The following is a 26,983-nucleotide window of genomic DNA, read 5'->3' as shown; positions in this document are numbered from 1 at the left end:
AACCTCTGCCGCCATGACCACATCCCCGGCACCGTCGGCGCCCACCCCCGACAGCATCAGCGCGGCGCTGGCCGACATCCTGCGCGAGGACTTGAACGTCGACATCAGCCGGGTGACCCGGGAGTCGCGCCTGATCGACGACGTCGGCCTGGATTCGGTGGCGTTCGCGGTCGGTATGGTCGCGATCGAGGACAAGCTCGGGGTGGCGCTGAACGAAGAGGATCTGCTCACCTGCGACACCGTCGGCGACCTGGAGGCGGCGATCCTGGCGAAGGTCCCCGCAGGACAGTGAGCGTGCTCGCGACCGCGTTGTCGGAGGCGATGACCGCGTCGACATCCGACCTGGTGCTGCTCGACCGGTCCAGCGGGGAGTGGATCCGGCACCCGTGGCAGGAACTGCACACCCGCGCCGAGAACATCGCCGACCGCGTGCTGAACACTCGCGACGGCGCCGTCGGCCTGGTCGGGGAACCGACCGCGGAGTTCGTCGCCGCGATCCACGGCACATGGCTGGCCGGGCGCTCGCTGTCGATCCTGCCGAGCCCGGTCCGCGGCGCCGACGAGCGCCAGTGGGCGCACGCGACGGCCGAGCGGTTCGCCACGATCGGGGTGACCCAGGTCTTCTCACACGGTGAGCTACTGGAGTTGCTGCGCGACAACATGTTCGACGTCACCGTCCACGACGTCGCGTCGGTCGGGCATGCGCGGCGTTCCACCACGCTGCCGCTGGTTCCGACACCCGCGGGCACCCCGGCGGTGCTGCAGGGTACGGCCGGGTCCACCGGGACACCGCGCACCGCGCTGTTGTCCCCGGAGGCGGTGTGCAGCAACGTGACCGCACTGCTGCAGCACACGGGCACCGACCCGGCCGCCGACCGCGGCCTGACCTGGCTGCCGCTCTACCATGACATGGGGCTGACCTTCCTGCTGACCGGGTTCATCACCGGCGGTGAGATGTGGCTGGCGCCGACGGCTGCGTTCGCCGCATCGCCGTTCCGGTGGCTGACGTGGCTGTCGCAGAGTCGCGCAAGCCTCACGGCCGCACCGAATTTCGCGTACTCCGTGATCGGCAAGTACGCCCGCCGGGTGCCCGAGGTCGATCTGAGCCATCTGCGGTTCGCGCTCAACGGCGGTGAGCCGATCGACTGCGACGGTTTCGAGACATTCCTGCGCGAGCTGGCCCGCTTCGGCCTGGACCCCGGAGTGGCCGCCCCGTCGTACGGACTGGCCGAATCGACATGCGCGGTGACCTCCCCGCGCCCCGGCACGGGCCTGCTCATCGACGAGGTCGCCGATCCCGCAACCGAAACCGTCCGTCGCCACGCCGTGCTCGGCGATCCCATCCCGGGGATGGAGCTGCGCATCGTGGCGTCCGAGCACGCCGGGCGCTCCGGTGACCACGAGGTCGGCGAGATCCAGATCCGCGGGACCTCGATGATGTCGGGGTACCTCGGTGAGGCTCCGCTGGAGCCCGGACAGTGGTTCCCGACCGGCGATCTCGGGTACCGCAGCGAGCGCGGCCTGGTGGTGTGCGGACGGATCAAGGAGTTGATCACCATCGCCGGACGCAACATCTTCCCGACCGAGGTCGAACGCGTCGCCGCACAGGTCCGTGGTGTCCGGGAGGGCGCCGTCGTCGCGGTCGGCAGCGAAAACGGTTCGGCGCGGCAAGGTCTCGTCATCGCCGCCGAGTTCCGCGGCCCCGACGAGGCCGGCGCGCGCAGCGAGGTCGTGCAACGGGTCGCGTCCCAGTGCGGTGTCGTTCCGGCCGATGTGGTGTTCCTCTCCCCCGGATCACTGCCGCGCACCAGTTCGGGCAAGCTGCGGCGCCTGGACGTCAAACGAGATCTGGAGGCCACGCGGGTATGACCGCACCCATCGACGCACATACCGAGGACATCGCCGGCTACCGCGCGCTGCTCGACGACGTGTTCGACCAGACCGTGGTCGACTGGACCGCCGAAGCCGAGGCCTCCGAACGATTTCCGCGCAAGCTGATCGAACACCTCGGGAGCCGCGGCGTGTTCCGCAGCAAGTGGGGACCCGCGGGCGGTCAGCATCCCGACGTCGCCAAACTCAACGAACTCGCGTTCCGGCTCGGCCACCTCGGATCGGCGGGCATCGGCGTCGGCGTCAGCCTGCACGACTCGGCGATCGCGGTCCTGCGCCGGTTCGGCAAATCCGAGCACCTCAAGACGATCTGCGAACAGGCCATCGACGGCGAGGCGGTGCTCTGCATCGCCGCGTCCGAGGAGTCCGGCGGATCCGACCTGCAGATCGTCGAGACCGAAGTCCGTTCGGCGCGAGACGGTTTCGAGGTCCGCGGAGTGAAGAAGTTCGTGTCGCTGTCCCCGATCGCCGACCACATCATGGTGGTGGCCCGCAGCGTCGACCACGACCCGTCCAGTCGGCACGGCAACGTGCTGGTGATCGCGGTGCCGACGTCACAGGTGCAGGTGCAGACCCCGTGGCGCAAGGTCGGCGCCGCGCCGTTGGACACCGCCGCCGTCCACATCGACACCTGGGTGCCCGCCGACCATCTGGTCGCGCGCGCGGGCACCGGGCTGGCCGCGATCTCGTGGGGCCTCGCGCACGAACGCATGTCGGTGGCCGGTCAGGTCGCGTCGTCGTGTCAGCGCGCCCTCGGCATCACGCACGCGAGGATGGTGCAGCGCAAGCAGTTCGGCGCCACGCTGTTCGAGCATCAGGCGCTGCGGCTGCGGATGGCCGATCTGCAGGCCCGGGTGGATCTGCTCCGCCACGGCCTCAACGGCATTGCCGCACAGGGACGTCTGGATCTGCGCGCGGCGGCCGCGGTGAAGGTCACGGCCGCCCGGCTCGGCGAGGAGGTGCTGTCGGAGTGCATGCACATCTTCGGCGGCTCGGGGTATCTGGTCGACGAGACGCCGCTGGGCCGCTGGTGGCGTGACATGAAGCTGGCACGCGTCGGCGGCGGCACCGACGAGGTGCTGTGGGAGCTCGTCGCCGCGGCGATGAAGCCGGACTTCGACGGCTACGCGGAGATGGTCGGCGGCACGGCGCCCTGAATGTGGGCCCTGTGCACGCGGTGTGCGCCTGTGGCGTGCACAGGCCCCACAGTCACGCGGGCCGGTGCAGCGCGTACAGCGCCATCCGGCGGTTCGACATCTGGTGTTCGCCGAGGAACTCGCACCTGGCGTATTCACACAGTCGCCGGGCACCGGTGTTGCGGTGGTCCGGGTCGAACATGATGCGGCGGCACCGCGCTTCGATCTCGAACAGGCTGGCCGCCAGCCGGGGCAGCAGCAGCGGCCCGAATCCGCGGTTGACGATGTCGAGATCCGCGATCGCGGCGTGTAACCCGAGATCCCACGGGTCGGCGTCATACCGCGGCGCGATCGAGTCCTTGGCCGCGCGGTAGACCTCGACGTAGCCGTGCGGCTCACCCTTGAACGTGCCGATCAACGGCCGGGAGTAGTTGCCCGCCAACTGCGCCCGCAGATAGCCGTGCCACCACTCCACGGGCCGGTCGTACTCCCACGCCTCGGCCAGGTGCGGGCGGTTCATCCACTCCGAGATCATCGCGGCGTCGGCGTCGGGATCGACGAGCCGGATCGAGTACGGGTCGGCCAGCCGCGGGATCGGCGGCGCCGGCACCGCGCGCACCTCGTCGCTGATCTCGGTGAGTTCCCTGGGCAGGATCGGCAGCACATCAGTCATCGTGAGCGCAGAGCCTACCGGAGTGTAGGTGAGCCTAACCTGTCAGCAGCAGCACGCCGGTCGTGATGAGCGCGACCACCTTGACCAGCTCCAGCGCGACGTAGCCGTAGTGCGCGCGCGACCTGGGCCCGTCCGCACCCGCGAGCACCTGATCGGAGCGGCGGGTCAACGCAGGCCGGACGAACACGACCTGGCCGACCAGCATCGCGGCGGCGACCACGGCCGCGACCCACGTGCCCGCCGACCCGCCGCCAACGGCCAGCCCCGCGGCCACGACGACGGCCAGCACGGCCTCGCATGTGTTCAGCGCGCGGAACACCAGCCGGCCGATGCCCAACCCGAGCTGCAACGTCACCCCGGGTGCGCGGAACTTCAGCGGCGCCTCCAGGAACGAGATCGCCAGCACCATCCCCAACCAGACCCACGTCGCCGCGACGGCGACCGCCAGAGCTGCCTGCATCAGCCGGAGCTTAGGTGACATCGTGGGTCCATGGACGTGGACCGGGTGGCCGAACTGCGGCGCTGGGAGGACTCCGGTGCGGTGTGGCGGGTGGTCGGGCGGACCGCGTCGACGCTGACCGTGGCGCTGATGACCTGCGACGGCGGCGAGGAGGTCGGCCGGTTCACCAGCAACGACCCGGGGCTGCTCGCGTTCGTCGGGGGACGTGCCTCCAACCTGGACTGACTCCGCCGAAACGGCGTGCGTGCCGCACCGGCGGGGCTACCGTACGGGTCGGGGGACGCACGGAAGGACAGGCCCTTGGCAACCAGGCCCTCACAACCGGTCGGCCCGGTGGCCACACACGCCCGCTTCATCGGACGCGTCGGCGCACTCGCCGTCGGGCTGGGCATCGGGGCGGCGATCGCGCAGAACTCCGCCGTCGCCGCGGCGGAGGACACCCCTGGTGCCGCGTCGTCGTCGGCATCGGAGACCAGCGCTGGTCCGCGCAAACCGCCGCGCGCGGCCGTCGACGCGACACGGACAGAACGCTCCGCGCGAGCCGGCGACACCGCCGAGCCCGCGGACCGTCCGGCCACCCGCAGGTCCGGGTCGACCCGGATCAAGGTCGATACGCAGGTCGACACGGGCGTCGACGCCGAGGAGGACCTGCCCGACGCCGAACCCGATGTGCCCGTGACCGCGCCAGCCGAGTCCAGGACGCCGGCCGCCCCCGTGAAACCGCCGCCGGCGCAGGAGACGCCGGCCCCGGCGACCAGCCCGCTCGCCACCCCTGAACAGCTCGAGGCCGAGCGGATCGCGGCCGCGACGGTCCAGACCTGGCCGGTGCGGCTGATGAAGCTGGTGCTGCGCGCCGGCTGGCTGGCCGCCGCGCAGCGCGAGTACAGCGAGATCGGCGGGGTGGACGACGAGAACCGGGCGCAACTGAAGCGGGCGGTCGACGAGTACGCCCTCGGCGCCGCGTTCCAGCAGCAGCTGCTCAACCCGATGCAGCCGACGGTGGTCACGCAGGTCGCCCCGCCGCATACCTGGGGCGGACAGCACGTCGCGGGGTCGCGGATCCTCTACGACAACCCCGACACCGTCTACCGGTTCATGGGCGTGAATATGACCTCCACCTACGTGATCCACGGCCGGTTCACCGGAGAGATGCCCGCCGACACCAACTTCAGCGTGCTCACCGGGCTGTCCGGGATCACCGCCGACAACCTCAGCGGTCGCGATCTCGTCGTCGACGAGGACGGCTCGTTCACCATCACCGTCAGCGACCAGGCGCCCGCTCCGGGGCAGCGCAACCATCTGCAGCTGACCGCGGACACCACGCTGATCGCGGCGCGCAACACGCTGTCGGACTGGACCACCCAGCCGCCGATGACGTTGTCCATCGAACGGCTGTCGGGCCCGCGGAACAGTTTGTTCAGCCAGCTCGGCGGCTTCGCGATCCCGGGTCTGGGGCCCGCGGTCACCAAGAGCCCCGTGCTGACGGCGCTGGCGTCGGCGCTGCCGCCGATGTCGCGCACCCCGATACTGCTGCGCGGTGCGTTCACCGCCGTGGTGATGGCGCTCGGGCTCGGCATGGAGTCCAAGTACATCAAGGTCGCGACGACCGACCCGGACACCGGCGAGCGGACCGCTGCGAACACGTTGCGCCCGCCGACGCGAAACGCCGAGTTCCTCGCGACCCAACTACAGAGCGCCGGGTACTTCGACCTCACCGACGACGAGGCGCTCGTCGTCACCATCACACCGGGTAACGCGCGGTACTTCGTCGTGCCGGTCACCAACCTGTGGACCATCACCGACGACTACTGGGACGCCCAGACCAGCCTCAACAACGCCCAGGCCGTGGCCAATCCGGACGGCAGCTTCACGTTCGTGCTGTCGCCGACCGATCCGGGCGTGCGCAACTGGGTGTCGACGGGCGGTCTGAACCGCGGCACGGTGTCGATCCGGTTCCAGGATCTGGATCTGAGCTCGCCGGTGACACCGACCGTGACAGCGCGGCGGGTGGCTCTCGCCGAATTGGACGCGGTGCTGCCACCGACGACGCCGTACGTCACCGAACAGCAGCGTCAGGAACTGCTCGCGATCCGGAGAGCGGGCTTCGGGCAGCGCTTCCCGGTCTGATCAGTGCTTCTTGCCGAACGGCAGAATGTGCACGACGCCGGCGACGACCGAGCCGACCACCAGGCCGATCACCGCTGAGGCGGCGGTGTTGACCAGCCAGGCCAGAATCGCCCCTGCCCCGGCCACATGGTGCACCAGCTCCTCGGCGTGGTGCACCAGCGAATACGGCCCGTGCCAGCCCAGTTCGTCGGTGCCGACCAGCAGGATGTGCCCGCCGACCCACAGCATCGCGACGGTGCCGATCACCGACAGCGCCGAGAGCAGCTTCGGCATTCCGGCCACCAGACCGCGGCCGATCTTCGCGACGAAGGCCGACGACCGCTGGGCCAAACGCAGCCCGATGTCGTCCATCTTGACGATCGCCGCGACAACGCCGTAGACGGCGGCGGTGATCACGAGCGCGACGACCAGCAGAATGATCAGCCGCGGAACAAACGGCTGGTCGGCCACCTCGTTGAGGGCGATGACCATGATCTCGGCAGACAGGATGAAGTCGGTACGGATCGCGCCGGTGACCATGAACTTCTCGGCGTCCTCGCCCGCGGCGGCCGGCGCGGCGTGAGAGTCGTGCCCGCCCTTGGAGAACATCCCGAACACCTTCTCGGCGCCCTCGAAGCACAGATAGGTCGCGCCCAGCATCAGGATCGGGGTCAGCAGCACGGGCAGGAACTGGCTCAGCAGCAGTGCCGCGGGCAGGATGAAGACGATCTTGTTGCGCAGCGAGCCGATCGCGATCCGCTTGATGATCGGCAGTTCCCGCTCGGCCGCCAGCCCGTGCACGTACTGCGGGGTCACCGCGGTGTCGTCGATGACCACACCGGCCGCCTTCGCGGTGGCCTTGCCGGTCGCCGCGCCGATGTCGTCGATCGACGCGGCCGCAAGGCGCGCCAGCATGGCGACATCATCGAGTAGCGCGAATAGGCCCCCGCTCATCGGGCGCTCGCGTCGGCGGTCATGCCCGAAGGGTACAACGCCACACCGGGGGGCATACCAGGTCGCAGCCGGTTGCGGCCGCGACGTTTGGGCATCCGGGCCGCGGGTAAAAGCCGAGGGTTCCTCGACAGTCAGGTTGATCAATGAACTCTCCCATGAGAAGAACGCTCATCGCCTCGAGCGGTGCGGCCCTGCTGGTGCTCGCGGTCGGCTGCGGCGGCAGTGGCGGCGACGAGTCCACCACGACGTCCACCACGACGACATCCACCACGACGTCAGAAACGAGCGAGACCACCACCAGCGTCGTCACCACGACGATGACGCCGACGGGCGAGCCCGCGCCGACGGGCGAGCCCGCGCCGGGTGAGGCCCCCGGCGGCGGCGGCATGATCCCCGGCGGCCCCACCGGCAGCGGCGGACCCGAGGGCGGCGGCGGCATGATCCCCGGCGGGCCGACCGGCAGCGGCGGACCCGAGGGCGGCGGCGGCATGATCCCGGGCGGCCCCACCGGCAGCGGCGGACCCGAAGGCGGCAGCGGCATGATCCCGGGCGGGCCGACCATCAACATCCCGGCGCCCTGACCTCCGTGAGCGAAAACGTCACTCCGGCCGTCCTTTTCGATATCGACGGCACCCTTGTCGACTCCAATTACCTGCACGTGTACGCGTGGCTGCGCGCGTTCGACGAGGAGAAGCTGCACGTCGAAAGCTGGCGGATTCACCGGTGCATCGGGATGGACGGCGCCACGCTGGTGCGCAGCCTCGCCGAGGACGCCGATCAGGACGTGCTGGACCGCCTGAAGGATGCCCACAGCCGGTTCTACAAGGAGACCACGTCGCTGCTCGCCCCACTGCCCGGTGCCCGCGACCTGCTGCGGCGGGTCGCGGGAACGGGGCTTCAGGTGGTGCTGGCGACGTCGGCCCCCGAGGACGAATTGGCCATCCTGCGTGAGGTTCTCGACTGCGACGACGTCGTGGCGGCGATGACGTCGTCGTCCGACGTCGACACCGCGAAACCTCAACCGGACATCGTCAACGTCGCGCTGGAACGTGCCGGGGTGAGCGCCGCGGACGCGGTGTTCGTCGGCGACGCGGTGTGGGATTGCGAGGCCTCGGCACGGGCCTCGCTGTCGTCGATCGGGCTGCTCAGCGGCGGCGTGTCGCGCGGCGAGCTACGGGAGGCCGGTGCGTCGGATGTGTTCGAGAACGCCGGTGACCTGTTGGCGAACCTGGAGTCGACGCTGATCGGCGATCTGGCCGCGCGGCTCACGAATCCGAGGTAGCCACCGGGCGGATGCGGGCCAGCCGGCGCTGCGACGCCGCGCTGCGGACCCGCTGCGGCCACCAGAACCAGCGGCCGAGCAGCGCCGCCACGGCCGGTGTCATGAACGAGCGCACGATCAGCGTGTCGAACAGCAGACCCATCGCCAGCGTCGTCCCGACCTGCGCCATCACCTTCAGGTCGCTGAACGCGAAAGACGCCATGGTGAAAGCGAATACGAGCCCGGCGGAGGTCACCACCGAGCCGGTGCCCGCCATCGCGCGGATGATGCCGGTCTTGAGCCCGCCGCCGAGTTCCTCTTTGAACCGCGACACGAGCAGCAGGTTGTAGTCCGAGCCGACGGCCAGCAGCAGGATCACGGCCATCGGCAGCACCATCCAGTGCAGCGGCAACCCGATGATGTGCTGCCACACCAACACCGACAGCCCGAACGACGCGCCCAACGACAGCACGACGGTGCCGACGATCACCGCGGCCGCCACCACACTGCGGGTGATGATCAGCATGATGACGAAAATCAGTGTGGCCGCGGCGATCGCGGCGATCAGCAGGTCGTAGAACGCGCCGTCGCTCATGTCCTTGTAGGTCGCGGCGGTGCCGGCCAGATACACGCGCGACCCCTCCAGCGGGGTGCCCTTGATGGCCTCCTTGGCGGCGGTCTTGATCGGCTTGACCCGCGAAATCCCCTCCACGGTGGCCGGATCGCCCTCGTGGGCGATGATGAAGCGCACCGATCGGCCGTCCGGAGAGATGAAGTTCTCGATACCGCGCTTGAAGTCCTCGTTGTCGAAGGCCTCGGGCGGAAGGTAGAACGAGTCGTCGTTCATCGAGTCGTCGAACGCCTCGCCCATCGCGTCGGAGTCCTCGGACTGCGACGCCATCTGGTCCTGCATCCCCCGCTGGCTCTGGTACATCGTCAGCATCATCGACTGCATGTTGCGCATGGTCTCGATCTGGCTGGGCAGCAGTTCGATCAGCTGCGGCATCAGCGCGTCGAGGCGTTCCAGATCAGGGATGAGTTCCTGGATGTCCTCGGTCAGCGGGTTGATGCCGTCGAGCGTGTCGAAGACCGACCGGACCGTCCAGCACACCGGGATGTTGTAACAGTGCGGCTCCCAATAGAAGTAGTTGCGCACCGGGCGGATGAAGTCGTCGAGGTTGGCGAGGTAGTCGCGCACCTCGGTGATGTCGACGGCGGTCTTCTTGGTCTTGAGGACCATGTCGTGGGTGGTGGCCGACATCTGGGTCATCACGCTCTGCATCTTCGTCATCGTCTCGACGTTGGTCTGCATCGCATCGGCCTGGATCAGCATGTCGGCCATCCGGTCCTGCATGTACTTCTCGTTGAGCCGCTGCGTGGTCCCCCGCATGCTCATCTGGAACGGGATCGTCGTGTGCTTGATCGGTTTACCGTCGGGCCGGGTGATCGTCTGCACCCGGGCGACCCCCGGCACCCGGAAGATCGCCTTCGCGATCTTGTCGATGACCAGGAAGTCGGCCGGGTTGCGCAGGTCGTGGTCGCTTTCGACCATCAGCAGCTCGGGATTCATCCGGGCGCTACCGAAATGCTCGTCGGCGACGGCGTACCCGATGTTGGCCGGGGTGTCCGTGGGCAGGTAGTCGCGGGCGTCGTAGTTGGTCTTGTACCCCGGCAGCGTAACCAGGCCGACCAGCGCGAGCGCCAGCGTCGCCACCAGCACCGGGCCCGGCCAGCGCACCACCGACACGCCGATCCGGCGCCAGCCGCGGGAACTGATGCTGCGCTTCGGGTCGAAAAGCCCGAAGCGGCTGCCGATCACGATCACCGCCGGGGCGAGCGTCAGCGCCGCGAGCACCGCGACGAGCACGCCGACAGCGCACGGCACGCCCATCGTCTGGAAGTACGGCAACCGGGTGAAGCTCAGGCACAGCATCGCGCCGGCGATGGTCAGCCCGGAGCCGAGCACGACGTGCGCGGTGCCCCGGAACATGGTGTAGTACGCGGTCTCCCGGTCCTCGCCGGCGCCGCGCGCCTCCTGGTAACGGCCGATCGCGAAGATCGCGTAGTCGGTGCCCGCGGCGATCACCACCAGCGTCAGCAGGCTGGTCGCGAACGTCGACAGCCCGATGATCTCGGCGTTGGCCAGGAACGCGACGATCCCACGCGAGGCGCCGAGTTCGGCGAACACCATGAACAGGATCAGCACCATGGTGACCACCGACCGGAACACGATCAGCAGCATCATCGCGATGACCGCGATCGTGATCAGCGTGACCCGCAGGACGCTCTTGTCGCCGGCGTTGTGCTGATCGGCGATCAGCGGCGCACCTCCGGTGACGAACGCCTCGATCCCCGGCGGCGCCGGGGTCGCGTCGACGATCTCGCGCACCGCGGCCACGGCGTCGTTGGCGCGCGGTTCGCCCTGGTTGCCCTGTAGGTACACCTGGACGTAAGCGGCCTTGCCGTCGGTGCTCTGGGCACCCGACGCGGTCAGCGGGTCACCCCAGAAATCGGCGACATGCTGGACGTGGGCGGTGTCGGCCTCGAGCTTGTCGATCAGTTCGTCGTAGTAGCGGTGCGCGGCGTCGCCGAGCGGCTGGTCGCCTTCGATCACCACCATCGCGCTGCTGTCGGAGTCGAACTCCTCGAAGTTCGCCCCGACGCGCGCCATCGACATCATCGACGGGGCGTCCTTGGGACTCATCCCGACGGTGCGGTCTTCGCCGACCTTCTCCAGCGACGGCACCGCGACATTGGTGACGACGGTCAGCAGCACCCAGGCCACCACGATGGGCACCGCCAGGATGCGGATCATCCTGGCGATACCGGACCGCCCCGCTGCTGCCATCCCCGCCCCCGACATCGGCCCGTCAGAAGCCGCGGGCGTGACACTTCGCGCGACACTTGTAGTGTCGCGTGTCATACATCTAGTCCGTCAAACCTTTCGCTGTCAATCGCGGTCTGACAGCGTTTTCACAGGCTGTGGTGCCTGATGAGGTGACGTTTGTCGAGCTTGCCGACCGCGGTGCGGGGCAGCTCGGGTGCGAACGACAGCGACCGCGGACATTTGTAGTGCGCGAGCCGGTCCTGCAGCCAACCCATCAGTTCGTCGGCGAACGCATCGGTGGCCTCGGCCGGATCGAGCGCCTGCACCACGGCCTTCACGGTCTGCCCCATCGCGGCATCGGGGACCCCGAACACCGCGGCGTCGAGCACCCGGGGGTGGCTGATCAGGAGGTCCTCGGCTTCCTGCGGGTAGATGTTCACCCCGCCGCTGATGATCATGTGGTGGCGACGGTCGGTCAGGTACAGATAGCCGTCGTCGTCGAGGTAGCCGATGTCGCCGACGCCGACCCAGCCGCGGTCGTTGTGCGCGGCGGCGGTCTTGACGGGGTCGTTGAGATACGAGAAGGATCCCGCGCCCTCGAAGTAGATGTCGCCGGGAGTCCCCGGCGGAAGCTCGCGACCGTCGTCTCCGACGATGTGCGCGACGCCGGCGACCGGGCGGCCGACCGACCCGGGATGGGCCAGCCATTCGTCGGCGCGGATGAACGTGACCCCGACCCCTTCGGACGAGCCGTAGAACTCGTCGACGATCGGCCCCCACCACTGGATCATCTGGCGCTTGATCTCAGGCGGGCATGGCGCGGCGGCGTGCACCACGCGCCGCAGACTGGACACGTCATATCCGGCGCGCGCCTCGGCGGGCATCTTGAGCATCCGCACGAACATGGTCGGGACGAACTGACCGTGGGTGACGCGGTGGGTCTGGATCGCCTCGAGTGTGGCCAGTGGATCGAACTTGTCCAGCACCACCACGGTCGCGCCCAGCGCCTGCGCCGACATCGACCAGAACGACGGTGCCGTGTGGTACAGCGGCGCCGGGCTCAGATACACCGCGCGGTCGTCGACTCCGATCGCACGGAGCAACGGTGCCAGCATCACGCCGGCGTCTCGCGGGGAACACGCCGGCAGCGGCCTGCGGATGCCCTTCGGTTTACCCGTGGTTCCCGACGAGTACTGCAGCAGGTCGCCTTCGCGCTCGTCGGGCAGCGGCGTGTCCGGGCAGTCCGCCACGCAGTCCGGATAGCGCTGCCACCCATCGACATCGGTGTCGGCGATCAGCCGCAGTGCCGGCAGACCGCGACCCAAGTGCGGTTCGAGCGCGACGCACACGTCGCGCAGCGTCCGGGACGCGACGATGGCCTTGGCTCCGCAATCGCCGATGATGTAGGCCGCCTCCGCCGGCGTCAGGTGGGTGTTGACCGTCGCGTAGTAGAGCCCGGCCCGGCGCGCCGCCCACAGCACGGCGTGGTTGTGTTCGGTGTTGTCCATCAGCACCGCCACCACGTCGCCTTCGCCCAGCCCGGCGGTGCGGAAGTGGTGCGCCAGCCGGTTGGCCGCGGATTCCAGCTCCGCGAAGCTGATCCGGATCCCGGACGGGTGCATGATCAGCGCCGGCCGCCCCGAGTCGGCCCACTGTCGGATCTCCACCTCTACGCCGGCGGCGGGCAGGGTGGATTCGGGTCGATGCCGCACATGCCGTGGTGGACATAGCTGGGCACCCTCTCGGCGGGCTGGACGTCGGCGTGCACGTTGACGAAGTTGAAGCCCAGCATGAACACCATCATGATCAGGTTGAACACCGCCGTCAGCGCCAGGATGCGGATCACCGGAAGCCACCTGGTGGGGCGCAGCTTCTCGATGCCCTTGTCGGTGATCATCAGACCGTTGTTGTCCCGGAAGCAGTAGATGCCGATCGACAACACGGTGACCACGCCGCCGAAGAAAATGCCTTCGTAGAGCGGGAATTGGTGCAGTGTGCCGGGGAAGATCGACCAGTCTTCGTTGACCCGCAGATAGTGCCACGCGCCGATCCGGTGGAAGAACTGCTCGAGCGTGATGCACAGGAAGGTGAACAGCCCGATCATGAACACGATGACGCCGGCCCTGTTGATCCGCGGGAATCGTTTACGCACCGTCTCGATGAGCTTGTCGATGCCCACGATCGCCAGCGGGGTCAACACGATGTAGCTGGCCAGGAAGTAGATGATCGGCTGCGGGTTCTCCGAGCCCTTCTCCACCCAGCCGGGTATGAACTCGCCCCAGGTGCCCATGTTGAAAAAGCCGCCGTTGTAGCCGAATACCGGCCGTACCGCGTTGACCCCGACGTCCTGCCAGGCCGCGAGCAGCCACGCGAAGACGAACACCCCGAGCGTCGGGAACTGCCGCTCGCGGCGCATCTTGGCGATGATGAACCAGAACAAGCCCACCCCGAGCACCAGACAACCGATCTCCCAGAACCGGATCCAGGCCATGGTGGAGCCCGGGATCTCGTCGGGGCCGTTCGGCGACGGTGCGAAGCTGTCGGAGAAGATCCAGCGGAGGTACACGTAGGCCTGGAAGACCACGAACACCGCGCCGAGGCGGGCGAGCCAGACGATCGGTGGGGAATCCTTGGCACCGGTCCAGAGCCGGTCGAAGTTCTCCGACTCGGTCCTGGTGCTCTGATCTGCGGTCACAACAGGGCTCCCATCGTTGGAAACAGTTCGGCGATCTGCGTGCCGTAGTGGTGACGGCGCCGCGGGCTCACCAGAAATCCTGGTGGAGAGACGAATCCGAGGTCGGGCAGGCAGCGGCGCGCGGCCAGCATGTCCTGCGCCTGGTCGAAGTCACCGCAGACCGCCATCGCGTTGAGCATCTCGTCGGTGACGTGGTCGCCGAGGTTGCGCGGATTGCCGTCGCGGAACTCGGCGCGGATCGCGGCGACCTCGTCCTGCCAGCCGTGCAGATCGACGAGCGCGTCGTAGGTCTTGACGGTCAGATAGAAACCGATCTGGCGCTTGGCCTCCTCGACCGCGCGCTGCGGGTTCTCGTTGTCGATCGCGGTGATCACCCAGCCCCAGCGCAGCAGGCCGGCCGGGTCGCGCCCCGCCCGCTCGGCGCCGATCCTCAGCTGCGGGCCGACGACCTCGTCCCACCACCGGTCGGTGAACAGGCCGTGGCCCAGGATGCCGTCGGCTACCGCGCCGACGGTGCGGATCATGTGGATGTTGAACGCGCCCAGAAGGATCGGCACGTCGATCGGTCCCATCACCGGGGCGCGGATGTCGGCGTCGATCGAGTAGAAGTCGCCGGAGAAGCTGATCTTCTGGTAGTCCTGCGCGTCGAGGAAGGTCCGGATACAGGTGACCAGCTCGGCCATCCGCCGCGCCGGATGCGAGGAGTCCACGCCGAACCAGTCGCGGTTCATCCGCGCGGTGCCCGCACCGAGCCCGAGGAAGATCCGGCCGGGCGCGATCTTGTTCAGGTGGCGCACCGCTGCGGCGTGCACGAACGGGGACCGGGCGAACGCGTAGGCGATTCCCGGCCCGGAGCTCGCCCGGGTGGTGGTGTGTGCCATCTCCGAGGCCGTCACGTACGCGCCGGTGTCGGCGAACTCGCCGGCACAGAACGCCTCGGCGCCGGCGTCCTCGCAGCGGTGCGCGAGTTCGACTCCGGGCCAGGGCATTCCCCATCGCATCACGGACTCAGAACTTCAGGGTGGCGCCGGCGTCGACTTTGAGCTGGACCCCGGTGACATAGCGGGATTCGTCGGACGCCAAGTAGGTGACGGCGTGCGAAATGTCGTCGGGCTCGACGTACGGGATTGGCATGCCCTGCATCATCGGGAAGACCAGCAGCGCGTCGTCGAGTGCGGGATGTTCCAGGTCGGGGCGGAACATCTTGTACATCGCCTCGTTGTGCAACATGTCGGTGTTGACGTTGGTGGGGTGGATGACGTTGGCGCGGATCGACTGTGGTGCGAGCTGGCCGGCCAGCGCCATCGTGTAGCGGTCGATGAACTGCTTGGCGAGGTTGTACCCGGCGCCGCCTGCGCCCTGCGGGCCCATGGCGCCACCGGGACCGGCCTTCTCGGCCAGCAACCCGGCCACCGAGCCGACGGTGATGATCGAGGCGCCGGCCGAAAGGTACTGCAGTGCAGCGTGAACCGTGTTGACCACGCCGACGAAATCGACGTCGAACGCGTTGACGAACGCGCCGATCGGGAGCTCGTTGCCGAGCGGGCAGATGCCGGCGTTGGCGACCACTACGTCGAGCCTGCCCAGTTCGCCGACGGCGGACGCCAGTGCCGCCTCGACGGCAGCACGGTCGCGGACGTCGACCGCGGCCGACACCACGCGGTGCCCCGACTTCTCGACCTCGCGGCAGGCCTCGTCCAGATCGTGTTGGCGTGCCAGCGGATAACTGTTGTGTTCGATGTCGCCGCACACGTCGAACAGGATGATGTCGGCGCCCTCTTCGGCGAGCCGCACCGCGTGTCTGCGACCCTGACCGCGGGCTCCCCCGGTGACCAGAACCACTTTGCCCTCTACCCGGCCCATGCCTGTTCCTTTCGTCGCCTGCCCTGTCAGTGGTGTTCGCCGAGCCGTTCACGCAGAACGTGTTTCTGCACCTTGCCGCTGGCAGTGCGCGGCAGCTCGGGGACGATCACGATCCGTTCGGGGGTCTTCTGCCGGGCCAGCCCGGCGGCCGTGAAATGCGCCGCGGCGGCAGCGAGGTCGAAGTGGCCACCGTCTCTGACCACGACGAACGCGCAGACCCGCTCGCCGTAGGTCTCATCGGCGGCTCCGACCGCCGCCGCCTCGGCGATCGCCGGGTGGGTGCTGAGCACGTCCTCGACCTCTTTGGACGAGATGTTCTCGCCGCCGCGCACGATGATGTCCTTCTTGCGGTCGGTGATGGTCAGGTAGCCGTCGGTGTCGAGGCGGCCGACGTCGCCGGTCCGGAACCAGCCGTCGGCCAGCGCCGCGCGGGTGTGCCGGGGGTCGGTATAGCCGTCGAACAGCTCCGGTCCTCGCGTCCAGATCTCCCCCGGGGCACCGGCTTCGACGTCGCGGCCGTCGTCGTCGACGATGCGGACCTCGGTTCCGGGGGTGATGCGGCCGTCGGTGTCGGCACGCTTGTCCAGCGGATCCTCGGGCCGGCCCGAACTGATCGTGGGGTGTTCGGACGACCCGTAGCAGCGGAATGCGCCGATGCCGAAGTCCGCGGCTCGGCGGATCAGGGCGCCGGCCACCCCGGCGGCCCCGGTCGTGTACTCGGCCAGACAGGACAGGTCCAGCCCGTCACGTTGGGCGACGTCGAGGATCCCGCCGAGGTGGATCGGCGCACCGGCCGACGACCCGACTCCGTACTTCGCGATGAGCCGGGCGGCCTGTTCGGGGTTCCACGCGTCCATCGTGACCGTGGTGCCGGCACGGCAGAACATCCGCAGGATCCCGAGGGTGCCCGCGATATGGCCCGCCGGGAACACCGACAGCATCGGCGTCTCGGACGGGTGTCCGCGCATCTCGTCCATCGACGCCATCTCGCCGAGCAGCCCGGCGTGGCTGTGCTGCACTCCTTTCGGCTGCGCGGTGGTGCCCGAGGTGTACACCAGCAGGCAGCGGTCCCGCGCAGTTGTCGCGGCGGGTGCGAACCCGGGTGCGGCGGAGTCGGTGAGTTCGCGGTAGGACACCGTGCCCGGCAGAGGGTCGCCGGCCAGGATCACGAGGTCCAGCCCGGGGATGTCGGCCAACGCGGTCAGAGTCGGGCCGGCGTCGCGGTTCCGGATGGACCGCGCCAGGACGATCGCCTTGGCCCCGGACTGGCGAGCGATGAACGCGACCTCGGCAGGCCCGTATATCGGCACGATCGGCAGCACCACCGCACCGCACAACCAGATCGCCGCGTGCGCGGTGAAGCACTCGCGCCGGTTCGGCAACTGCACCGCGACCACGTCACCGGGGCCCACGCCGAGGGCCCGCAGACCCGCTGCGACGCGGGAGCTTTCGTCGAACAGCTCGCCGACCGTCGTCGAATCCGGCGCGGTGTCGCTGTTGATCACCACGCGGGTGTCCGGCGCGGCGCGCACCGCCGCGGTGATCTCGTCACACACGGTTCCGGTCAGCATGTCAGCAGCACACATCCGGCGATCGGGCCACCGCCTGCCGACACCACCGCGACCTCGGGGCGGGTGGGCAGCGCGGTCGGGCCCGCGAGTCCGCGCAGCTGCTGACATGCCTCGTGCAGCACCCAGTAGCCGTGCATACGGCCCGCGGACAGTTGGCCTCCGTAGGTGTTCAGCGGCAGCTCGCCGTCCGGTGCGATGCGGTGCCCGCCCTCGACGAACGGACCGGACTCCCCCTCGTCGCAGAAACCCAGCGCCTCCAGCCAGGACAGCGTCAGAAAGCTGAAGCCGTCGTACAGTTCGGCCACGTCGACGTCGGCGGGGGTCAGTGCGGTCTTCGACCACATGTCGGCCGCGGCGTCGGCGGCGGCCATCGTCGGATAGTCCGGGCGGCGGGTCCAGCCACCCGCACCGGAGGCACCGCCGTAGGCCTCGACGGCGACGACGCCGTGCGGGGCGTCGGGCCGGTGTCCCGCGGCCGACACCACGATCGCGATCGATCCGTCGACCGGGACGTCGCAGTCGAGCAACCCGAACGGCGACGAGATGGGCCGGGCCCCGAGATAGTCGTCCATGGTGATCGGATCCCGGTACACCGCACGAGGATTACGGCCGGCATTGCGGCGCGCGGTGAGTGCCAGCCAGCCGAGCTGCTCCTTGGTGGTGCCGTACCGGTCCATGTGCCGACGGCAGTGCATCGCCAGCCAGTTCGCCGCGGAGTATGCGTGCGCGGCGAGCAGGTGCCCGATCTCGGGATCGGACATCACGCTCGGGGCACCCTTCGATTTCCGCGGCGGGCTGTCCGGTGTGGATTCGACGGTGCCGCCGATCATCTGCACGGTGCGGTAGACCAGCACGTGGCGGGCGCGCAAGTCGAGCACCGCCTCACAGGCCAGCGCGACCGGTTCCAGAAGGCCACGGGGGCCGAAAGGTGTCGCGCGATCGATGACCGCGGTGACGCCGAGGTGCGCGGCGACCTCGGAGGGCGGCACGTCACCGAGGGAGATCACGTCGTCGATGTCCGCCGGCGTGAGCCCGGCGTCGGCGATCGCGGCGGTCGCGGCCTGTTCGGTCAACTCGACGGCCGGAACACCGGTGCGCCGGCCGATCTGGGAGATACCAGTACCCGAGATCACCGCCCTGGCGTCACCTGCCACTACGTCCGCCTTCCGCTCATCAAATCGCTTAATGAGTGTACTATTACGCGGTGACGCAGACACCGGTTTCCGGCACTCCGCCCAGGATCCTTCCCGAGATCGACGACACGGCACGGCAGTACTGGACGGCAGGCGCCGACGGCGAGCTGCGGATCGCGTTCTGCGCGGCCTGCGGTCGCTATATTCATCCGCCCCGCCCCGAATGTCCGGACTGCGCGGGGCCGCTCGAATTCCGCGCGGTGTCCGGCGATGCGACGCTGTTCACCTACACCGTCGCGCATCAACAGTTCAATCCCGCCGTGCCAACACCTTTCGTGATCGCACTGGTGGAGCTGGCCGAACAGCCCGGGCTGCGCCTGGTCACCAACATCGTCGACTGCGACCCGGAGGCGCTGGCCTGCGGCATGGCGCTGCGGGTGCGCTTCGAGGAGCACCGACGCGGCGAGACACCGGTGTTCGTGCCGGTGTTCGCACCCGCACTCACTTGATCAGCGGGTCGCGCGGCAGGCCGAGGATGCGTTCGGCGATCTGATTGCGGGTCACCTCCGAGGTACCGCCGGCGATCGTCATCCCGCGGGAGCCGAGCACCAGCAGTCCGGCCACCTTCGCCGGCGGGGCGAGCAGCGCGACGTCGGCGCCGAGAAGTTCGGCCGACAGCGCGGCCCGGTTCACCACGTGCTCGGCGATCAGCAGTTTGGTCACGTTGCCCTCCGGTCCGGGTTCCCCGCCCGCCACGCTTCGTGCGGCGCGACGCAGGTTCAGCAGCCGCAGGGCGTGCTCGTCGGCGAGGAACCTGCCCGCCCGCTCGGGTCCCCCCGCGATCCGGTCCCCGAACCGCTGGGTCAGGTCGACGATCGTGTTCACGGCACCCCGGCTGGCCGACACCCCGCCGCCGCCGATGCTGACCCGCTCGTTGCCGAGCGTGGCGCGGGCGACCTTCCATCCGTCGTTCGGCGTGCCGACCACGTCGTGATCGGGCACGAACACGTCGGTCAGGAACACCTCGTTGAACTCCGAGGCCCCGGTGATCTGCCGCAGCGGCCGGATCTCGACCCCCGGGGCGGACATGTCGACGATCACCGTGGTGATGCCCGCGTGCTTGGGGGCGTCCGGATCGGTTCGTACGGTGGCCAGTCCGAGCTGACAGTGCGCCGCGCCGCTGGTCCACACCTTCTGTCCGGTGACCGTCCAGCCGCCGTCGACACGGACGGCCTTGGTCGCCACGGCCGCGGCGTCCGAGCCCGCGCCGGGTTCGGAGAACAGCTGGCACCACACCTGGTCGCCGCGCAGGGCGGGCTCGACGAACCGTTCGATCTGGTCGTCGGTGCCGTGCTGGATCAGGGTCAGTACCACCCAGCTGGTGATCCCCAGGTCCACCCGTTTGACCTCGGCCGCGGCCATCTCCTGTTCGATCACCAGTTGCTCGACCGCATCGGCGGCCCGCCCCCACGGCTTCGGCCAGTGCGGCATCAGGTATCCGGTGCCGATCATGCGCTCCCGCAATGCCTTCGGGTCGAGGCCCGACCACGTCGCGATCTCGGCGCGGATGTCCGCGCGCAGCGCCTCGGCCTCCGGGGGCAGGTCGATCGAGTTCTGCCGCACCACCCCTTTGGCGGTGAGCGCGAAGACGTCGGCCGGCGCCCCCCTGCCGCCGAACAGGCCGCGCAGCGTCAGCGCCCGGCGCAGATGCAGGTGCGCGTCGTGTTCCCAGGTGAACCCGATGCCGCCGTGTACCTGAATGTTCAGCTCGGCGTTGTGCACGTACGCGTCGAACGCGAGGCTCGCCGCGCACGACGCCATCAGCCGGAACTGGTCCTCGTCGTCGGCAGCCGCGCGCGCCGCGTCCCACACCGTCGCGGTCGCCGACTCCGCGGCGACCAGCATGTTGGCCAGATGGTGTTTGATCGCCTGGAAGGTGCCGATGGTGCGGCCGAACTGCTCCCGCACCTTCGCGTAGCCGACGGCGGCCTCCAGGCAGTCCTGCGCTCCGCCAACGGCTTCCGCGGCGGCGATCGCGCGGGCGTAGGCCAGCGCCAGTGCCGCCGCGCCCGGCAGCACATCGTCGTCGGCCACCTCGACACCGTCGAGGGTGATCCGCCCCGACAGACGGCTCGGGTCCAGGTTGGGCGGTACGTCGACCGTGATCCCGGGGGTGTCCGCCGATACGACGAGGACGTCGTCGCCCGCGAGCAGCACCAGCAGATCCGCCGCGCCCGCGCCCAGGACCACTCCGGCGTCACCGGTGACCGTCCGCCCATCGGCGACGAGGTCCCCGCCGGCCGCGAACGCCGCCGTCCTGGACCCGTCCGTCAGTGTCGGCAGCCAGCGCCGCCGCTGTGCGTCGCTGCCCGCGGCGGTGATCGCAGCCGCGGCGATCACCGTCGGCAGGAACGGTCCGGGTGCTACTGCGCGGCCGAGTTCCTCGACCACCACCAGCAATTCGGGCAGCCCGCATCCCGATCCCCCGAGCTCTTCGGGGACGTGCAGACCGAGCCAGCCCAGTTCGGCCGTCTCGGCCCAGAAGGGCGGGCGCGCGTCACCGCCGCCGTCGAGCAGGGCGCGGGTCGCCGCGCGCGCCTCGCGGGCGGTGAGAAAGGAACGGACGACGCGGGCTAGTTCCCGGTGGTCGTCACTGATGGCGATACCCAACGGTCTCGGCCTCCTTCGTCGGTGGGGTGAGTCAGGGCCGGCCAGGTGCGCCGGGCCAGTGCACCCGATGCGGTCCGGGTCAGGTAGTCGTCGCGTTTGATGCCGCGCCACACCGCCGCGACGTAGTCCGCCTCGGAGACGGCGCCGCGCCCGGCGGCATCGGCGAGCGCGGCCCTACCCTGCTGCACCGACGCCGGTGTCGCACCGAGCAGCGCGGCGATCTCGGCGATCTCCTCCGCATCGACGATCGCGCCGGCGCGGTCCACCTCGGCGAGGTACTTCACCAGCCGCGCGGCACCTTTGACATAACGCTGGGCCAGCGCATCCGAGCTCCGGTCCACCGAAGCCGACAGCGCCGCCGCGGTGGCGTCGTAGACATGGGAGTACTGCGAGGCGGTGCCGTCGTCGGGCAGGTCGACGTGCACCTCGGGGATCCCGACGACGTGCGCGAGCGCCTCCACCAGCAACCGGCGGTGCAGCATGCCGTAGATCAGGCTGTTGCCCGCGTCCGGTGAGCGCGGCGGCACCGAGGCCCTGGTATCGATGCTGCCCGGGCTCATCGACGCGAGCCGGGTCTCGGCGAACAGCCGGTAGTACCAGACCCGGCCCTCGTCGATCGGGTGCCCGGACAGCTGCGCGTACTCGGCCAGTCGCGCCGGGAAGTCGGTGAAGGTGTCCTGCACCGTGCGCAGCGACAGCCATGCGATGTCGTCCATCGGGTCCCCGAAATGCGCGAGCTCCCAATCGACGACCGCGGTGACGATGCCGTCGGCGTACATGAAGTTGCCGGGTCCGGTGTCCCCCTGCACCATCACCGCGGGACCGTCGTAGTCGGGAATGTTGCGCTCCAGCCAGTCGATGCAGAACGTCAGCAGCGGAGCGGGTTTCGGGTAGGCGGCGACGCGGCGACGCATGGCGGCGATCTCATCGCGGACGTGCCCGGCAACCGGGCCGGCGGTCCCCAGGCTCGGGATCGTCAGGTCGGCGGCGTCGATGCGGTGCAGCGCCGCGAGTTTCGCGATGAAGTCGCGGGCGGTGCGGACCTGCTCGTCGGGATCCTCGATGAGCCGGAACCAGGTCTCGCCGCCGGCGCGTTCCAGCAGCACCGCCTGCCGCACCGGATGGGCGGCGATCACCTTCGGCACGGTCACCCCGTGTCGATGCAGTTCGGCCATGATCTCGGCCTCGACCTGCAACGGGTGAAACACGCTGTGCGGGTCGGGTTCTCGCGGGTCGTAGCGCAGGAACAGCTCGCGGCTTCCGGCGCCGGTGTGCGCGTCGACGAACCAGGCCTGCCTGCTGGCCCCGCCGGACACCTGGGTCAAGGTGAGGTCGTCGGCCCCGGTCACGTCGGTGATCCACTGCCGGACCTCGGCGGTGACCTCGGGACGCTCGCCGCTCATGTCAGTTCGCTTACTTCGCGGTTCACGCCACTGCGCGTCTTCGCCGCGGTTAACCACGCCTTGACCGCGTTGCGGTGTTCCTCGGTCAGGCTGCAGCGCACCATTCGCTCGCTCTCCGACAGGAGCGCCTCCGGCAGTGGAAGTCGCTGCGCATCGGCGACATTGGCCTTGGTACCGGCGAACGCATAGGTCGGACCCGCCGCGATCACGCGCGCCCAGTCCATCGCCGCGGCGGCGAGGTCGGGGTCGTCGACGACCCGGTTGAACACACCGAGGCCCAGCGCGGTGTCCGCGTCGACGGGTTTGTCGGCGATCAGCAGCTCGAGGGCCTTCGCCGGACCGACCAGCCCGCTCAGGAACCATGCACCGCCGAAGTCCCCGGAGAACGCCAGCGCGGCCCAGCCCGGGATCAACCGCGCCGAGCGCGCCGCGATACGGAGATCGGCGGCCAGCGCGATGCTCATACCCGCGCCGACGGCCGCGCCCGGTAGCGCCGCCACCGTGATCTTGGGCATCGTGTGCAGCAACGTCACGATGCGCGCGTTCTCCGTCAGAAGTCCTGCACGGTAACGAATCTGGGCTTCGCGGTCGCCGTCGGGCAGTCCGCGTGCGGATCCGCCGTCGCGGACGTCGCCGCCGGCGCAGAACACGCCCCCGGCGCCGGTCAGCAGCACGCACCCGACATCGTCGTCCGCCGCGAACCGCTCCAGCAGTCGCGGCAGCGCCTCGTACATCTCCGGATGCAACGCGTTGCGGCGCTGCGGCCTGTTCAAGGTCAGCACCGCGACACCGTCGGTGACCGCTGCCAGCACGGTGTCGGTGCCGGTGTCCACGTGCACGGAGCCGGCCCCGGTCACCGTTTCCGACCGCGGACCAGTTCGTTGTGCCGGGCCATCATCGCGACGGACTTGCGGCGCAGTTCCCCGTCGGGTTGCGGCAGCACGACCATGCCGAGCTCACGGCTGGGCAGTGCGACGGTCGCGGTGGCCGGCGCGGTGACCTCGCCGCGCTGGCTGGTGGCGCGGAATTCGACGTCGACGACGCCGTTGCCGTTCTCGACGCGCTTGCCGACGATCTCGCCGGTGATGAACTGGGTGTCGCCGATGTAGTTGAACTTGCGCATCTCGTCGTGCTGGCGCACGAGCCAGCCGTCGTCACCCATCCAGTCGGTGAGGTAGTGCGTCAGCCAGCATTCCCGCATGATGCCGTAGTCGTAGGCCATCGGGTTGCCGATCGACTGGGACCATTCGTTCTCCCAGTGCAGACGCTGCGCGACATCGGGGATTCCCGCGGCGTTCTTGATGTAGAACTTGGGCACCCGCTGCCGATTCTTGTAACCGACACGGGCACCGCCGATCCCGTACGGACCGAAGCCGTAACCGCCGGCGTGGAAGCTGATCATGTCGGTCAGCGTCAGCGGCCCCTTGACCATCTTCGGCAGCGTGTCACCGACCTGCACGTCCTCCCACCACCGCGGTTGCGCACCGCGCGGCCCCTCGTTGGCGTAGATCTCATCGATCTCGGCGATCTGCTCGTCGGTGTAGCTGGCCGGTTTGAGATCCATGTACTTGCCGCGCTCGCGCGACCGCTTGCGTTCGGTGGAGATCAGGATCGTTCGCTCGATCGCGACGATCTCGGCGCGCTGGTTCACCCGCAAAGCGCGCCGCACCCGGATCACCGAGCGCCCGGCGTACTCGCTGGTCTTGACCTCCGTCGACTCCATGCCGCCGAATCCGTACAGCACGTCGCCGGGACGCACCGGCTGGTACCACTCGGTGTCCTGGCCCGACACGAACAGGTGGATGCCGGAGAACAGGCCCCTGGTGGCCTTGCGGATGTCCTCGGGGATCGGGTCACCGAGCATCTTGCGCGACAGCGAGCTGTGGATCATCGGCGGCGCGATCGGGCCTCCCCACCGGGTGCCCGCCGCGTAATCGGGGTCCACGTAGAGCGGGTTGTCGTCGCCGTACCCGATCGCGAACTGGCGGATGGTGTCGACGCTGCACTCGCGGTGGTGCTCGTCGATGCTGATCGGTGCGTCGATGCCCAGCAGCAGCTTGGACCGCTCGATGTCCTCGTCTTTGATCGCGTGGTCGAAGTCGTGGGTCTGGTCGGTCTGTGTCATCGTCGCAACTTCCCTGTCGTCAGTACATCCGGGTCGGCAGTTTGGTCAGCCCGCGCAGCGAGATGGTGGGCTTGTAGTGCAGGGACTCCCTGGGTGCGGCGAGCTCCCAGTTCGGGAACCGCTCCAGCAGCGTCTGCAGTGCGATCCGGCCCTCCAGGCGGGCCAGCTGGTGGCCGAGGCAGTAGTGGATTCCGAACGCGAACGCCAAGTGCCGGTTCGGTTTCCGGGTCAGATCGAGCGCGTCGGGATCGTCGAAGACGGCCTCGTCGCGGTTGGCCGAGGTGATCGAGCCGAGCAGCTGCGAGCCGCGCGGGATCGGGACGCCGCGGATCTCCAGGTCCTCGAGGGCGAAGCGGGCCGCCCCGTCGGCGACCGGGGAGGTGAACCGCAGCAGCTCCTCGATCGCGGTGGATTCCAGCAGCTCCGGTCGCGCCCGCAGCAGATCGAGCTCGTCGGGGTGCTCGATCAGCGTGAGCACGCTGCTGCCGATGAGGTTCGCGGTGGTGTCGTGACCGGCCAGCAGCAACAGGAACACCATCGACACCAGCTCGCGGTGGCTGAGCCGGTCGCCGCCCTCGTTGGCGCGCACCAGTTCGGAGATCAACCGTTCGTCAGGATGCAGCCGGCTGTCCTCGATCAGCTCCTCGAACAGCTTGCCGAGTTTGCGCGCGGTCAAGTACTGGCGGGCCATGTTGCTCTGCTGGTTGCCCATCCGCTCGACCAGCACGTGGAACATGTCGCGGTCGGAGTCCGCGACGCCGAGCATTGTCGCGATCACGGTCAGCGGGAGCCGGACGGCGTACGCGTGCACCAGGTCGGCTTCGCGTTCAGCCGCCAGTTCGTCGGCGAGTTGTTCGGCGATCTTGACGATGTCGGCGGCCATCGTCGAGACCAGCTTCGGGGTGAACGCCTTGTGCACCAGCGTCCGCAGCCGCTTGTGGTCCGGATCGTCCTTGAACACCATGGTCTGGGCCAGCATCCGCAGGCTCGGCGGTAGCAGCAGAATGAACTTGCCCGCCGGTGAGTGCTTCACGACATCGGTCGAGAACCTGTCGTCGCTGTGGATGAGCATCACGTCGTCGTGGCGGGTGAGCAGATAGCCGCCCTTGCCCTGGAGGAGGCCCTTGGCCGTCGCCCACGACACCGGCTGGTTGGCCCGCAGGTCGGCGAACCGCGCGTACGGGTCGTCGAGCATCTGCCGGGTGCCGAGGTTCGTCCGCTGCAGCGCCTCAATGACTTTGGACATCGCGGCTCCCATCGATCCTCACGCCCGGCTCACGCCCCGGAGCGTGTCGGTCGAGACGGCACATGTCGACTTCCTCTTTAGTCCATTGCAAGTCCGCTTTATTAGTACACTGATTTCTATGATTCTCGCTAGCCCTTCGGGAAACCTCGCCGGAAATCTCGACACCGACGTCGACGGGGCAGTCCGCTTGCAGGACATCGCGTTCGGAGTCGACGACCGGCACGTCGCGACGATCACGCTGAACCGCCCGGACGCATTGAACGCGATCTCGGGCCGAATGGCGGCCGAACTGGCGTGGGCGTGGCAGACCGTCCGGGACACCGACGACATCCACGCCGTGGTGCTGCGCGCGGCCGGGGACCGCGCATTCTGCACCGGGGTCGACGTGAAGGGCGACGGGAGCTGGTTCTTCCGGCCGAACGTGTGGAACACCTTCGACCCCGGGATGATCATCTCCCCCAAGGTCCACCACCGCTGCTGGAAGCCCGTGGTCACCGCGGTGCACGGGTTGGCCGCCGGCGGGGCCCAGTACCTGCTCAACGAGTCCGACATCATCATCTGCTCCGACGACGCGGCGTTCTTCGATCCGCACGCGAACGCGTCGATCGTGTCGGCGCTGGAGCCGATCGGCATGCTGCACCGCGGCGTACCCCTGGGCGAGGTGCTGCGGTGGGCGCTGATGGGCACCGAGGAGCGCATCTCGGCACAGACCGCACTGCGCATCGGTCTGGTGTCCGAGGTCGTCGAGCGCGAGCGGTTGTGGGACCGCGCGCAGGCGATCGCCGAGTCGATCGCCGAACGCAACACGGTGGCCATCCAAGGCACGATCCGCGCGATATGGGAGTCTTTGGACATGACCCGGTCGACTGCGCTGCAGAACGGGATGGCCTACACCCACATCGGCAATCCGCCGCTGGCCGAGCGTCGCAGCGCACCGCGTCGCAACGGCCCCCCGGTGTACCGGTGACGC

At 69.0% G+C, this 26,983-nt stretch carries 24 protein-coding genes; 9 read left to right on the top strand and 15 right to left on the bottom strand.

The genetic code is table 11. The features are described from left to right. The first annotated feature begins 13 nt into the window (after nucleotides 1–13). The 3 genes from mbtL to mbtN are packed head-to-tail and all read left to right on the top strand — an operon-like array spanning nucleotide 14 to nucleotide 3,047. Entirely contained in the window at nucleotides 14–292 is a 279-nt protein-coding gene (gene mbtL, locus BST38_RS00920; RefSeq protein ID WP_083141357.1) for a mycobactin biosynthesis acyl carrier protein MbtL, read from the top strand. Then, entirely contained in the window at nucleotides 289–1,869 is a 1,581-nt protein-coding gene (gene mbtM / locus BST38_RS00915; protein WP_083141356.1) for a long-chain-fatty acid--ACP ligase MbtM, read from the top strand. The genes mbtL and mbtM overlap by 4 nt, the downstream gene beginning before the upstream one ends. Then, nucleotides 1,866–3,047, top strand: a complete 1,182-nt coding sequence (gene mbtN, locus BST38_RS00910) for a mycobactin biosynthesis acyl-ACP dehydrogenase MbtN (RefSeq protein WP_083141354.1) — start codon at nucleotides 1,866–1,868, stop codon at nucleotides 3,045–3,047. The genes mbtM and mbtN overlap by 4 nt, the downstream gene beginning before the upstream one ends. A 52-nt stretch (nucleotides 3,048–3,099) precedes the next feature. On the opposite strand, the gene BST38_RS00905 is transcribed toward mbtN, so the two are convergent. Together BST38_RS00905 and BST38_RS00900 are read right to left on the bottom strand one after the other, a co-directional pair. Next, nucleotides 3,100–3,699, bottom strand: a complete 600-nt coding sequence (locus tag BST38_RS00905; RefSeq protein WP_083141348.1) for a GNAT family N-acetyltransferase — start codon at nucleotides 3,697–3,699, stop codon at nucleotides 3,100–3,102. Nucleotides 3,700–3,733: 34 nt separating this feature from the next. Next, nucleotides 3,734–4,159: a hypothetical protein gene (locus BST38_RS00900; protein ID WP_083141346.1), complete on the bottom strand. Its 426-nt coding sequence runs from the start codon at nucleotides 4,157–4,159 to the stop codon at nucleotides 3,734–3,736. 30 nt (nucleotides 4,160–4,189) lie between these two features. Between BST38_RS00900 and BST38_RS00895 the strand changes: the two genes are divergently transcribed. Both BST38_RS00895 and BST38_RS00890 read left to right on the top strand, forming a co-directional pair. After that, on the top strand, nucleotides 4,190–4,384 hold the full coding sequence (locus BST38_RS00895) for a hypothetical protein (RefSeq protein WP_083141344.1): 195 nt from the start codon (nucleotides 4,190–4,192) through the stop codon (nucleotides 4,382–4,384). A gap of 75 nt (nucleotides 4,385–4,459) precedes the next feature. Next, nucleotides 4,460–6,286, top strand: a complete 1,827-nt coding sequence (locus BST38_RS00890) for a DUF1214 domain-containing protein (protein ID WP_237160625.1) — start codon at nucleotides 4,460–4,462, stop codon at nucleotides 6,284–6,286. On the opposite strand, the gene BST38_RS00885 is transcribed toward BST38_RS00890, so the two are convergent. Next, complete coding sequence (locus tag BST38_RS00885) at nucleotides 6,287–7,219, bottom strand: DUF808 domain-containing protein (protein ID WP_083141342.1); 933 nt, start codon at nucleotides 7,217–7,219, stop codon at nucleotides 6,287–6,289. A gap of 155 nt (nucleotides 7,220–7,374) precedes the next feature. Between BST38_RS00885 and BST38_RS29295 the strand changes: the two genes are divergently transcribed. Then, nucleotides 7,375–7,800, top strand: a complete 426-nt coding sequence (locus BST38_RS29295) for a hypothetical protein (protein WP_237160624.1) — start codon at nucleotides 7,375–7,377, stop codon at nucleotides 7,798–7,800. A 5-nt stretch (nucleotides 7,801–7,805) separates the two neighbouring features. Continuing rightward, nucleotides 7,806–8,501, top strand: coding sequence for an HAD family hydrolase (locus tag BST38_RS00875; protein ID WP_083141340.1), 696 nt, complete (start codon nucleotides 7,806–7,808; stop codon nucleotides 8,499–8,501). Here BST38_RS00875 and BST38_RS00870 read toward each other — a convergent pair. The 7 genes from BST38_RS00870 to BST38_RS00840 form a co-directional block, all read right to left on the bottom strand. Further along, nucleotides 8,485–11,328, bottom strand: a complete 2,844-nt coding sequence (locus BST38_RS00870) for an MMPL/RND family transporter (RefSeq protein WP_083141339.1) — start codon at nucleotides 11,326–11,328, stop codon at nucleotides 8,485–8,487. The genes BST38_RS00875 and BST38_RS00870 overlap by 17 nt on opposite strands. Nucleotides 11,329–11,453: 125 nt before the next feature. Further along, complete coding sequence (gene fadD4, locus BST38_RS00865) at nucleotides 11,454–12,974, bottom strand: fatty-acid--CoA ligase FadD4 (protein ID WP_083141338.1); 1,521 nt, start codon at nucleotides 12,972–12,974, stop codon at nucleotides 11,454–11,456. 2 nt (nucleotides 12,975–12,976) lie between these two features. Continuing rightward, nucleotides 12,977–14,002: a spirocyclase AveC family protein gene (locus BST38_RS00860; RefSeq protein WP_165761539.1), complete on the bottom strand. Its 1,026-nt coding sequence runs from the start codon at nucleotides 14,000–14,002 to the stop codon at nucleotides 12,977–12,979. Continuing rightward, nucleotides 13,999–15,003, bottom strand: a complete 1,005-nt coding sequence (locus BST38_RS00855; protein WP_083141337.1) for an LLM class flavin-dependent oxidoreductase — start codon at nucleotides 15,001–15,003, stop codon at nucleotides 13,999–14,001. The genes BST38_RS00860 and BST38_RS00855 overlap by 4 nt, the downstream gene beginning before the upstream one ends. 7 nt (nucleotides 15,004–15,010) lie before the next feature. After that, complete coding sequence (locus BST38_RS00850; RefSeq protein WP_083141336.1) at nucleotides 15,011–15,865, bottom strand: mycofactocin-coupled SDR family oxidoreductase; 855 nt, start codon at nucleotides 15,863–15,865, stop codon at nucleotides 15,011–15,013. 26 nt (nucleotides 15,866–15,891) lie between these two features. Then, nucleotides 15,892–17,436: a class I adenylate-forming enzyme family protein gene (locus tag BST38_RS00845; protein ID WP_083141335.1), complete on the bottom strand. Its 1,545-nt coding sequence runs from the start codon at nucleotides 17,434–17,436 to the stop codon at nucleotides 15,892–15,894. After that, complete coding sequence (locus BST38_RS00840) at nucleotides 17,430–18,590, bottom strand: thiolase family protein (RefSeq protein ID WP_083141334.1); 1,161 nt, start codon at nucleotides 18,588–18,590, stop codon at nucleotides 17,430–17,432. Before BST38_RS00840 ends, BST38_RS00845 begins: the two co-directional genes overlap by 7 nt. A 50-nt stretch (nucleotides 18,591–18,640) precedes the next feature. On the opposite strand from BST38_RS00840, the gene BST38_RS00835 reads away from it, so the two are divergent. After that, nucleotides 18,641–19,078 carry a Zn-ribbon domain-containing OB-fold protein gene (locus BST38_RS00835; RefSeq protein ID WP_420872529.1) on the top strand — a complete coding sequence of 146 codons (438 nt, stop codon included), beginning with the start codon at nucleotides 18,641–18,643 and terminating at the stop codon, nucleotides 19,076–19,078. Here the strand turns inward: BST38_RS00835 and BST38_RS00830 are convergent. Genes BST38_RS00830 through BST38_RS00810 form a run of 5 tightly spaced genes read right to left on the bottom strand, consistent with a single transcriptional unit; the run spans nucleotide 19,071 to nucleotide 26,013 of the window. Further along, nucleotides 19,071–21,239 (bottom strand): acyl-CoA dehydrogenase family protein, encoded by a 2,169-nt coding sequence (locus tag BST38_RS00830; RefSeq protein ID WP_083141333.1) that lies wholly within the window; start codon nucleotides 21,237–21,239, stop codon nucleotides 19,071–19,073. The two genes, BST38_RS00835 and BST38_RS00830, sit on opposite strands and share 8 nt — an antisense overlap. Next, nucleotides 21,203–22,642: a phosphotransferase family protein gene (locus tag BST38_RS00825; RefSeq protein ID WP_083141332.1), complete on the bottom strand. Its 1,440-nt coding sequence runs from the start codon at nucleotides 22,640–22,642 to the stop codon at nucleotides 21,203–21,205. Before BST38_RS00825 ends, BST38_RS00830 begins: the two co-directional genes overlap by 37 nt. Continuing rightward, nucleotides 22,639–23,499, bottom strand: a complete 861-nt coding sequence (locus BST38_RS00820; protein ID WP_083141331.1) for an enoyl-CoA hydratase-related protein — start codon at nucleotides 23,497–23,499, stop codon at nucleotides 22,639–22,641. Before BST38_RS00820 ends, BST38_RS00825 begins: the two co-directional genes overlap by 4 nt. After that, the gene (locus BST38_RS00815; protein ID WP_083141330.1) at nucleotides 23,496–24,767 is read right to left on the bottom strand and encodes an FAS1-like dehydratase domain-containing protein; all 1,272 of its coding nucleotides are present in this window, start codon (nucleotides 24,765–24,767) and stop codon (nucleotides 23,496–23,498) included. The genes BST38_RS00820 and BST38_RS00815 overlap by 4 nt, the downstream gene beginning before the upstream one ends. Before the next feature lie 19 nt (nucleotides 24,768–24,786). Then, entirely contained in the window at nucleotides 24,787–26,013 is a 1,227-nt protein-coding gene (locus BST38_RS00810; protein WP_083141329.1) for a cytochrome P450 family protein, read from the bottom strand. A 118-nt stretch (nucleotides 26,014–26,131) separates the two neighbouring features. Here BST38_RS00810 and BST38_RS00805 point away from each other — a divergent pair, with 118 nt between their 5' ends. Next, nucleotides 26,132–26,980 (top strand): enoyl-CoA hydratase/isomerase family protein, encoded by an 849-nt coding sequence (locus BST38_RS00805; RefSeq protein ID WP_083141328.1) that lies wholly within the window; start codon nucleotides 26,132–26,134, stop codon nucleotides 26,978–26,980. The last annotated feature ends 3 nt before the right edge of the window (nucleotides 26,981–26,983 follow it).

The sequence above is a fragment of the Mycolicibacterium parafortuitum genome, from assembly GCF_002086815.1.
Taxonomy (GTDB): domain Bacteria; phylum Actinomycetota; class Actinomycetes; order Mycobacteriales; family Mycobacteriaceae; genus Mycobacterium; species Mycobacterium parafortuitum.
This window is presented reverse-complemented; position numbering and strand designations above follow the sequence as displayed.